The sequence below is a fragment of the Sneathiella sp. genome, assembly GCF_041689005.1.
Classification (GTDB): domain Bacteria; phylum Pseudomonadota; class Alphaproteobacteria; order Sneathiellales; family Sneathiellaceae; genus Sneathiella.
In genome coordinates this window covers 1-10028 of record NZ_JBDNHC010000045.1, presented here as the reverse complement: position 1 = coordinate 10028, position 10028 = coordinate 1, and the positions used below count along the sequence as shown (strand labels likewise).

The 10028-nt window shown below is 50.1% G+C and carries 9 protein-coding genes; 7 read left to right on the top strand and 2 right to left on the bottom strand.

Features of this window, described 5'->3' with window-relative positions; translation table 11 throughout:
- Positions 1 to 776: 776 nt before the first annotated feature.
- The 5 genes from ACESNI_RS05460 to ACESNI_RS05440 all read left to right on the top strand — a co-directional run bounded on the left by ACESNI_RS05460 (position 777) and on the right by ACESNI_RS05440 (position 3783).
- Positions 777 to 1064 carry a hypothetical protein gene (locus ACESNI_RS05460; RefSeq protein ID WP_373085498.1) on the top strand — a complete coding sequence of 96 codons (288 nt, stop codon included), beginning with the start codon at positions 777 to 779 and terminating at the stop codon, positions 1062 to 1064.
- Positions 1054 to 1590, top strand: a complete 537-nt coding sequence (locus tag ACESNI_RS05455) for a DUF421 domain-containing protein (protein ID WP_373085496.1) — start codon at positions 1054 to 1056, stop codon at positions 1588 to 1590. Before ACESNI_RS05460 ends, ACESNI_RS05455 begins: the two co-directional genes overlap by 11 nt.
- Entirely contained in the window at positions 1583 to 2059 is a 477-nt protein-coding gene (locus ACESNI_RS05450; RefSeq protein ID WP_373085494.1) for a transporter substrate-binding domain-containing protein, read from the top strand. Before ACESNI_RS05455 ends, ACESNI_RS05450 begins: the two co-directional genes overlap by 8 nt.
- A 4-nt stretch (positions 2060 to 2063) precedes the next feature.
- The gene (locus tag ACESNI_RS05445) at positions 2064 to 3026 is read left to right on the top strand and encodes a cation transporter (RefSeq protein WP_373085492.1); all 963 of its coding nucleotides are present in this window, start codon (positions 2064 to 2066) and stop codon (positions 3024 to 3026) included.
- A gap of 316 nt (positions 3027 to 3342) precedes the next feature.
- A complete protein-coding gene (locus ACESNI_RS05440) occupies positions 3343 to 3783 on the top strand; it encodes a hemerythrin domain-containing protein (RefSeq protein WP_373085490.1) in 441 nt (146 codons plus the stop codon).
- A 471-nt stretch (positions 3784 to 4254) separates the two neighbouring features.
- Here the strand turns inward: ACESNI_RS05440 and ACESNI_RS05435 are convergent, their stop codons facing one another.
- A complete protein-coding gene (locus tag ACESNI_RS05435) occupies positions 4255 to 4887 on the bottom strand; it encodes a FecR domain-containing protein (protein WP_373085488.1) in 633 nt (210 codons plus the stop codon).
- Between the two features lie 73 nt (positions 4888 to 4960).
- Complete coding sequence (locus ACESNI_RS05430; RefSeq protein WP_373085487.1) at positions 4961 to 6025, bottom strand: carbohydrate kinase family protein; 1065 nt, start codon at positions 6023 to 6025, stop codon at positions 4961 to 4963.
- A gap of 342 nt (positions 6026 to 6367) precedes the next feature.
- Between ACESNI_RS05430 and ACESNI_RS05425 the strand changes: the two genes are divergently transcribed.
- Both ACESNI_RS05425 and ACESNI_RS05420 read left to right on the top strand, forming a co-directional pair.
- The gene (locus ACESNI_RS05425) at positions 6368 to 8254 is read left to right on the top strand and encodes an acyl-CoA synthetase (RefSeq protein WP_373085486.1); all 1887 of its coding nucleotides are present in this window, start codon (positions 6368 to 6370) and stop codon (positions 8252 to 8254) included.
- Positions 8255 to 8353: 99 nt separating this feature from the next.
- Positions 8354 to 10024 carry an acyl-CoA dehydrogenase family protein gene (locus tag ACESNI_RS05420; protein ID WP_373085484.1) on the top strand — a complete coding sequence of 557 codons (1671 nt, stop codon included), beginning with the start codon at positions 8354 to 8356 and terminating at the stop codon, positions 10022 to 10024.
- The last annotated feature ends 4 nt before the right edge of the window (positions 10025 to 10028 follow it).

The following is a 10028-nucleotide window of genomic DNA, read 5'->3' as shown; positions in this document are numbered from 1 at the left end:
TTCGAGTTTGAAGAATGAGAAAGGTCGCCAGTCTAGATTACGTGGTCAAACCACAAGGGGCTAACGGCGTACACCTTCCCGATCCGGTACACAGCAATGCACTGGATCGGGATTAGAATAGCAAAGTTCAAATACATAAGGGGCTATTCAGTTAAGCAACCAAAGCGGCCAAGTGTTCTCGCATTAAATACTCCGGCGTTTTGAATGCAAGCAGTTTTCTTGGTCGGCCATTCAGCCTGTTAACGACATTCTTCAACTGTGTTCATTGTGGCTCATTATCGATATTTGGTTCAAGAATTATACAAAATAAATCTTACCATTGCCCCTGTTGCTTCGTTATATTTATAAGGGTCCAAACCCGCCTCCATGAGATCAAACGAATTCTTCTGCTTACTCGGCACTGGATTTCCCCGTGGAGTGTGTCAAGCGCCGCTGACCCTTTGGAACCACGGCCCGCCTTCGGGATCAGCATTCCGACCCGGCGGCGATAGCGGCCGATGCTGATCGCCGAAATGTGCCGCGAGGTCGCGTTCTGCGAGGTAGAGTGAGTTCACCAGCAAAGCCAAAATTAGCGACCAGTGGCTTCCTCGGGATCGAAAGGTGATTACCGCCAAGCGGTATCAGTTGTCTCGGTTTATGGAACTAAAAGACAATTTCCGAAGTTGGCATAAAGAATTCCAGAAGTCGCGCCCAGCACACCATCAAAATCATCAACTGGGCGATCCACGAAAATGGTCATCCGCCCGCAATCGAGAGCCGAAAAAAGGAAAATCAATATGAGTATTTGGAAATTATCTCCTATTGCGCATCCGGATGACCCCCACTGGAAGGAATACAAATATAAAGAGCCCTTGCTTGTGGAAGCAAAGGAAGCAGGGGCGGCCCGCCTAAGAGCGACACGCTGGTACAAGGAACAGTTTCAGGGAGACCCCAGCAAAAAAATTCAACAATTTTATCGCAGCGCATTTGATGACGAAAAATTATATGAAGTAAGGCGGCTAACGCCTGAGAGCGTTCAAGAGGAAAAAGAAAAGTTTCCAATGGTGAAGTATAATGTGGTTTGAAAGCTGGCAATCCATTCTTAATATTGCAATTACCGGGGCCGTATGCTTTGTGGGCCTTATTGTGCTGCTCAGGGTTGCGGGAAAGAGAACGCTCACAAAAATGAATGCGTTCGATTTCATTATGACCTTCACCATAGGATCAACTCTGGCCACCACAATTACCTCTGATGAGGTTACAATCACAGAAGGCATGACGGCTTTAACTATCATTGTTTTCGTCCAATACGTTATTGCATGGGCAGAAGTCCGCTCTAAATGGTTCCAAAAACTTGTCAAAGCCCAGCCATCCATCCTTTTTCATGATGGAGATTTTTACGAGAAAATCATGCATAAGGAACGGATTACCAAAGTCGAAATCTTGGCCGCCATGCGCTACAGCGGCCTTTCCGATCCTTCGCAGGCCCGCCTTGTCTTGATGGAAACGGATGGGCAACTCAGCGTTATTCCGAAAAATGAGAATGTCGAGGACCTGGGCGTACTACAAACAATAGAGTCTTTTAAGCCTAAGGACGAAGGTCATGGTTAGGTTTGCTTTACTTGTCTGCTTCATGATTTTAGCAGGTTGCGATGAATACCCCAAGGATGCGCAAGGTACCTTGGAAACTGTCCAAAGCAGTCAAATTTTGCGTGTAGGGATTATTAGACACAAACCATGGGCCTATCAAGACGGTTCTAAGCCCCAGGGTATTGAGGTTGAGATCGTCTCGGGTTTTGCACAAAGCCTCAATGCAAAGCCGCAATGGAGATTTTTATCTGAATCTCAGGCCACAGAAAACCTAAAAAATTATGAAATTGATTTGGTTATTGGCGGTCTAACGGAAGACAACCCCCGTAAAAAAGAAATCGGCTTTACGCGCTCTTATCTGATAACCGGCGACGATAAAAAAGACCGCCATGTGATGGCTGTGCCAAAAGGTGAAAATCGTTTTATTACCGTATTGGAAAAATTTCTAAAAGCGCGTCAGTCCGATATACAGAAAATGTACCGAGAGTAAAGCGATGAACCTGGCTCCACATTATGAATTCAGCAATATGCAAATCAAAGCCTTACGCAAGGCTCGCATTCTCGAATATGTATCGATTGTCTATCTAATCAGCGTAATTGTTTTGATGTACATAGTCATGGGGTCGTCTCAGGCTATGAAAACAGCCTGGATAGAAGATTGTCTGGGACTTATACCGCCAATATGTTTCCTGATAGGAAACCACATTTGCTGGCGAAAGCCAACCGAACATTATCCTTATGGATTTCATAGAGTCATTTCCATTTTGTTTTTATGCGCAGCATTGGCGCTGTTATTAATGGGATCATATTTGCTGATCGATGCCCTGATTAAACTCGTTGAGCAAGAACATGCAACAATAGGCATGAAAGAATTCTTTGGACAGGATATCTGGCTGGGCTGGTGGATGATCCTCGCATTGCTTTGGGGCACATTTCCACCCATTTTGTTGGGGCGTGCGAAAGTAAAGTACGCCAAAACACTGAACGATAAAATCCTTATCACAGACGGTGAGATGAACAAGGCCGACTGGATGACTGCGGTGGCGGCGATTGCTGGCATTCTGGGGATTGGGATGGGCTTTTGGTGGGCCGACGCCGCTGCCGCCGCCTTCATTTCCTTTGATATTCTTAAAGACGGCTGGAGACAGACCAAAGATGCAGTGACAGGATTAATAAACCGCTCGCCCACTTCATTAGAAAATGAATATTTGGATCTGCCGGATAAAGTTGAAAAAAAATTGCTCAGTTATGAATGGGTGGAGGATGCGCAAGCAAGACTATGTGAACATGGCCATCTTATTTTTGGGGAAGGCTTCATAAAAACAAAGGACAGGAACCCGATATCCCCCAGCGACCTGCTCATCGCGATGAAAGAGGTGCGCGACCTTTATTGGCGCCTGCACGGATTTGCACTTACCGTTACCGCGAATGAAGAAAATACAGCAAAATCTGATTAAAGCATAATTCCAAGAGAGAAAAGCAGGAAACGATATTTCGCTTGGGCATAGAAAAATCGAAGTGTATTTGCTACGGTATATACGATCTTCCCATGCAAAGAATGCTCTCACCGAGAGCATCCCGCCAAGTTAAACCCGTTGGCGACGCCTTTCCCTTCTTTATTACATTAATACCCATTTTTTAAAGATGGAAGACGGGGTAAAAAATGACCCATTTCTTCTAGTCCTAAAACTACAAACATATTGTCTTGCACACAGGGAACCCTTTGAGTTGTGGGTGGTTTGTCAGTGATAAAACTAACTAAGGATCAATCATATGAATATCTACGACCGCCTAATCCAGGATCACGACACCCAGAAAAAACTCGCCAAACAGCTGATGGAAACCTCAGGGGATTCCTCAGAGCGCCAACAGTTATTTAAACAATTCAAAACTGAAGCCGTAAGCCATGCCAACGCTGAGGAGCAAACCTTTTATGCAGCTTTGATAAAGCGGCCTGAAGGCCAGGAGCAAACGCGCCACAGCATTTCTGAACATAAGGAAGCCGATGATTTGATCACAGAACTTACTGAAGCAGATATGAGCGGCTCAGCATGGATACAGAAGTTCGAAAAGTTAAAACACGACCTTGAGCATCACATGAAAGAAGAAGAAGAGGATGTGTTCGATCTTGCCAAAAGCCTGTTGAGCGATAAGGAAGCGGAGGAATTATCCCTGCAGTTCGACAAACGCAAGCAAGGGGAAAAAGCTGCATAGTTGAACAGTGAGTATTCAAGAAGTTCAATAATTTCGAAACTGGATCGAGTAAGACGTCACCGTTGGGATAAACCAAAACAGCGGACCAAGTGGAATGGGGGGTCAGTGAAGATCCTTCTCAAGATGCTCACTGGCCGTGGGAAATCAGGGAATGATGACCCCGGCCAGTTAGTCTCCCAACCTGTTCCCCGTCAGGGAGAACTTTAACTAGCGATCTTGCGGAATGGGAATATATCTGGAATTATGATCCCATGACGGTGAAGATTCGTTTTTCAGGCAAAATAACGACTGAAATTGAGGGTACTTTCTAAGACTTTTGCGCGCAGGCGTATCAAGGCCAGACGCCTGAAGTTGATGAGAATGAAAATCCGTCAGATGTTCTTCAGTTGAAGGACAAATATTTTAATGCACCAAAATGAGTATCCGGATTTCACTCAGTAAATTCAATATAATTACAGGTTGCTCTATGTGTTAGTTAAAGGTGACCGATGCCACGGCCGCATTGATGCGGGCGTCGCTCCATGCCGTGACCTCACCGGGCGCCTCGTTATCACTGAGGAGATTTACGCCGGTGCCGCGGGTATTCAAGACACGGCCACCTTGAGAATTCTTGACCGAGATCGCGCCGTCAAGCAACAAGACACCGTAAATATCGAGTGAGGGTCCGCCCCAGAAATCTGTCCCGCGGATGCCGATGGTGCCGACCAGAGTACGCACTTCGACATTCTTGTTGGCCATTTTGCCAATTTGCCCGGTGATGAAGCGGAAAGGGCCCTTGACGGCATCGAGGATCGCGGTTCCGATGCCCTTGTCCGGATTAAAAAGATATTTTTCCACCGCGAGCTGGCTGGATTCTCCAATGGTTAGCTTGGTGTCATCAATGAAGGTTATCTCGATACGGGTGTCTGTTCCGGTGTTAATCCTGTCATCTTCATGAATAGCCGAGCCAAGCTTCAGGGGGGTATCCTGCCCCTGGCGGGTCACGGTAGCGGCATTCTGAAGTCGCGTCACTTCGCCAACATTCATGTTGGCCGCAAGTGCGGGAGAGAGCACAGTCGCCATCAAAACGATTGTTGCCAAGGTTGAAATCAAATATTTAAACATTGCCCGTTCCTATCTCGAAAATGATTGTGATATTGAGGGAGTTGCCCTGATTGTACCACAGATATGTATTCTATTAACGAGTCATCATCGCATTTAGTTTCGTTTCGCTGAGCAGACCGGAATGTGTATCGGGGGCGGCAATTACCGAAAGAGCGTTTGCAGTCGCCGCTTTCAGGCAGGTGAGCAAATCCGTATTGATGGACGCATAGGCCGAAAATGTGGTGGCGAAGGCGTCTCCTGCGCCTGCAGTATTGCCAACTTCGGCCTTGCCCGCGGGATGAAAATGAATGCCGTCGGCGGAACCCGCATAGGCACCCTCCGCGCCATTCGTCACCAAAACTACCTTTGGGCCCAGCTTGCAAACTTCCGTTATAACGCTTTCAAGGCTTCTTCCGCCAAGGCCTTTGCTGAAAAGGACGGGACCATCAATGTCCGTATCTCCGTTTTGAAGCGGCTGCCTTTTTGGCAGGAGCGTCAATGCCAGTTGTTCTGCTTCTACCGCATTCATGGAAAGCAGGTCGACATTGGCAAGGGCCTCAACGATATCTCCAGACCAGTATGTGAGCTGCCGGATCCCGGGATTTGTAGCGACGAACGCGCCGGCATTTTTGGCAAGGCGGGTTATCTGTGTCAGGCATCCGGCCGAGTTCCCCGACAGGCTTGCGATATAGACAAGGTTGCGTCCTTCAAATATTTCAGGGGTAATTTCGCTGTTACGGAATGCTGTATTCGCTCCGCGATTGGTGAAGATCGTTGGATTGCGGACGTGGGACACGATCATGATTGTCTGTCCAGTGGGTCGGGCCGCGTCCTTGATGACCCACCCGGTATCAATATTCTCGCGGGTGAGTTCAGTGACTATTTTCTCACCTTCCATGTCCGCGCCGGTGCGGATGAGGCAGGTTGTGGCAAGGCCAAGCCGGGACAAGGCAACCGCGGAGTTCGTCGCGCCCCCTCCCACCGAGGATTTGATGGAACTAACGTCAATTTTCCGTCCTTCTTCAAGCAACAGAAAGGAAGAGGTCGCGTTGTGCATCGTCATGCGTTCGATATCTTTTTCGTCGACAGAGGCAATCACATCAATTGTTGCCGAACCTATCGTCAGGGCCTTTAAATTTGTGAAGGTCATCTGCGTCATATAAATTTTCTACTTACCTGTGGCTAGGGAACATACCTGCAATAGTTGGCTGAACAATTGCTGCTTATCTTCATTAAATAGAGTTTCGTAAATATCTCAACCGCTATCACTTTGTCGGCTGACTACAATCCCTATAAACCGAAATGCGTTCGGTTCAACAAAAACTATAATAGGTGACAAATGGGGCATGCCAAATCGCGGGAAGACAACACGGATCGGCAAGAGTGGGCATTTCCCGTGTCAGCCGAATATTTTGGTTGTCTGATATCGTTAATCTGGCATCATGTCGATCAGGGAGCGACGGATAAAAATCGGTGAGAAAAAGCAATCGGGGAGACGAAAATGTTAGAAAGCTATAGAAGTTATAATGTGCCATTCGCTGGACTGGCAGACGTCAAAAAATTTGAGGAAACTCCTGTTGATGAATGGATTCCACAAAAGAATATTTATGAAGCCTTCTGTCGCACAGTCGAAAATTTCCCTGATAAAACAGCATTAATAGCGCTGCCACCGGGCGATCCGATGGGGAATGGGGTCAGCCTCAGTTTCCGGCAAATGCTTGGCCGGGTAAATCAGATGGCAAACCTGTTTCTGTCGGCGGGGCTGGCGGAAGGGGAGACCGTCACACAAATGCTGCCCCTCTGTCCGCAATCCATCTTCACCCTGCTCGGTGCCGAGGCGGTCGGGATCGTCAACGCCGTGAATCCGCTTTTGGAACCGGAACATATTTTAGGAATTGCGACGGCGGCCAATGCGACCATCTTGCTCGCAACGGGGAAGGCGTTAAGCCCTGAACTATGGGCGAAGGCGGTCTATGTCATAGACCGGATGCCAAATCTCAAGGCGGTTTTCGTGCTAGGCGGTGGGGACGAATGTGACGGCGAGAAGATTAAACCGCTTGATCCGATGCTGGCAGTGCAGGATGCGAGTGTCATTGCCGGGCGCACCGACCGCGACTTGAACGAAACCGTCGGCTATTATCACACGGGCGGGACAACGGGTGTGCCGAAACTGGCACCTCATACCAACCGGATGCAGCTTTCCCAGATTGCCTCAAGTGGCTTCGGTTTGGGCATTAGTTCCGATGATATCCTGCTTGCGGGGCTGCCCTTGTTTCATATCAGCGGATCAATCGTGGTTGGGCTAGTGCCTATTCTGAACGGCGCGACTCTTATTATCGCCAGCCCGCAGGGATTCCGCGATCCGCTGGTTATCGGGAATTACTGGCGTTTGGTCGAGAAGTATAAGGTCACAATTCTTGGCGGTGTTCCGACAATGATGTCCGCGCTCCTGAACGTACCGATTGGTGAGGCTGATATAAGCACTCTGAGGGTGGGACTGACCGGTGGGTCTGCGGCACCGGTTGAGGTCTTGAAAGCCATCACCAAGAAATCCGGTGTCAATATGCTTGAAGGTTATGGCATGACCGAAGTGACCTCCTTCACGACCATGCAGCCACAAAATGGCGAAGCGCGATTTGGCTCTGTCGGCATAAGGCTGCCATTTGTCCAAATTGAATCCGTTCATCTGGATGCCGACAGGAACATAGAGCGGGTTGCGGATACGGACGAGATCGGTGAAATCGTCATGAAGGGGATCTGTGTCATGCCGGGATATGTCCAGAGCGAATATAACAAGATTGCCTTCACAAAGGACGGCTGGCTTATCTCGGGAGATCTTGGCCGGATCGATAAGGACGGATATATCTGGCTCACCGGGCGGGCGAAGGACGTGATTATCAGGGGCGGTCATAATATCGACCCCTCCATCATCGAAGAGGCCTTGCATGAACATCCGGCCGTCGAGCTTGCCGCCGCTGTTGGCCGTCCCGATGCGTATGCCGGCGAAATGCCGGTTGCCTACGTTCAATTGAAACCGGACGCGAAGGTGACGGTCGAGGAATTGAAAGAGTTTGCCCGCGATCATATTCCGGAGCGGGCCGCAAATCCGGCGGACCTGACGATCATAGCTACCATGCCGCTCACGGGGGTTGGGAAAATCTACAAACCTGCCCTCCGCCAGGATGCAGCGGTAAAGGTGTTTACCTCAGAAATGGCGGCGCTTTGTGGGAACGGCATCAGTATTTCAATTTCAGTCGAAAATCATGCGGTGCATGGCAGTTTGGCGTCAGTAGAAGTGACGGGCGGAAACGAAAGCAAGATGCGCGAACAGATCGGCGCCAAACTTGGGCCCTATACCATGCGTCATGAGGTAATCTGGAAAAGCTGAAGAAGTGTGGCGACGTCTATGTGGAATAAAGGCGTCTCCATCTTGCAAGAGGCGTTCCTTGGCTTACTTTAAGATTATCAGATAAATAGGAGTTTGACGATGACCCTCCGTAATCCGATATCGCATTTGCCGACGCATGAGGTAACGAATGTGCCGCCCCCCCTCGGCGATCAGGATCTTTATGGGATTGACATGCCATTGAAGGAAGGATTGCGGCGCGAAGGGGCGGACTGGGCAAAAAAAGCCGTCTCGGATTTCGGTCGTGCCGCCGGGTCGGAGGAAACCTTGGAATGGGCCAATCAGGCAAACCGCTACCCGCCGGAAATGAAAGCATTTGATCGCAATGGGATGCGGATTAATCAGGTAACCTTCCACCCGGCCTATCATGATCTTATGTTGCTGGCGATAGAAAATGATCTGCCGAGCTTCGCCTGGAATAACCCCCGCGAGGGCAATCATGTCGCCCATGGCGCCCTCTCCTATTTGTTGAACCAGGTCGAAGGCGGCGTTCTCTGCCCGATGGCGATGACCTACGCCGTTGTCCCGGCCCTGAAGGCGACGCCGGAAATCGCCAATGAATGGATTCCGCGTTTGTTGACCCGGAAATATGATAAGCGGGACATTCCCGCCGCCGAAAAGACGGGCATCACCATGGGCATGTTCATGACGGAAAAGCAGGGCGGATCGGATGTCCGTGCCAACTCGACAACGGCAGAACCAGAAGGCAGCGCCAGCGGCTCTGGCGCCCCCTATATCCTCAGCGGTCACAAATTCTTCTGTTCCGCACCGATGTCAGATGCCTTCCTTACCTTAGCCTATACTGACAACGGCCTGAGCTGTTTCCTGATGCCCAGATGGCGTCCGGACGGGACGCGCAACGGCCTTTATATCCAGCGGTTGAAGGACAAGCTTGGGAATAAATCCAACGCCTCCTGCGAGATGGAACTTGTAAATGTGTCAGCGATAATGCTGGGTGAGGAGGGGCGGGGTGTTCGCACCATCATCAATATGGTACAGGGAACGCGGTATTACTGTGCCATCGGCTCGGCGGCATTGATGCGTCAGGGGCTGGTCCAGGCCCTTCACCACACCAGTCATCGCTCGGCTTTCCAGAAAAAGCTTATACAGCAACCGTTGATGCGCAATGTGCTATCTGATCTGGCAATTGAATCCGAGGCGGCAACTGCGCTGTTTCTTCGCCTCGGACGGGCGATCGGGGAGAGTGAGAGCAACCCGGCGGAAGCGGCGCTCGCGCGTATAGGCACGGCTGTTGGAAAATACTGGATCTGCAAACGCGCACCCGGTCATGTTTATGAAGCCATGGAATGTCATGGCGGCCCGGGATATATCGAGGAAAGCATCATGCCGCGTTTATACCGTGAAACGCCGCTTAACAGCATCTGGGAAGGCTCGGGGAACGTGATCTGCCTCGATGTCCTGCGTGCCCTTTATAAAGACCCCGCGGCGCTACCGGCATTTTTTACGGAAATCGAACAGGCAAAGGGCGGTAATCGCTTGCTCGATGCGGCGATCGAGCGATTAAAGACGGAGGCGACAGAAACCGGTGACCTCGAAATTCGGGCGCGGCGGATCACGGAAATGATGGCACTGGCGTGGCAGGGGGCGTTGCTTGTCCGCCATTCTTCAGTCGAGGTTGCTGATGCCTTTTGCGCCTCGCGTCTGGGCGATCATTGGACCGGCGCCTATGGCGCGTTGCCAAATGATACGAATTTTGCTGCCATACTCACGCGCGCAGGGGCTCCCCTTTAAGGGT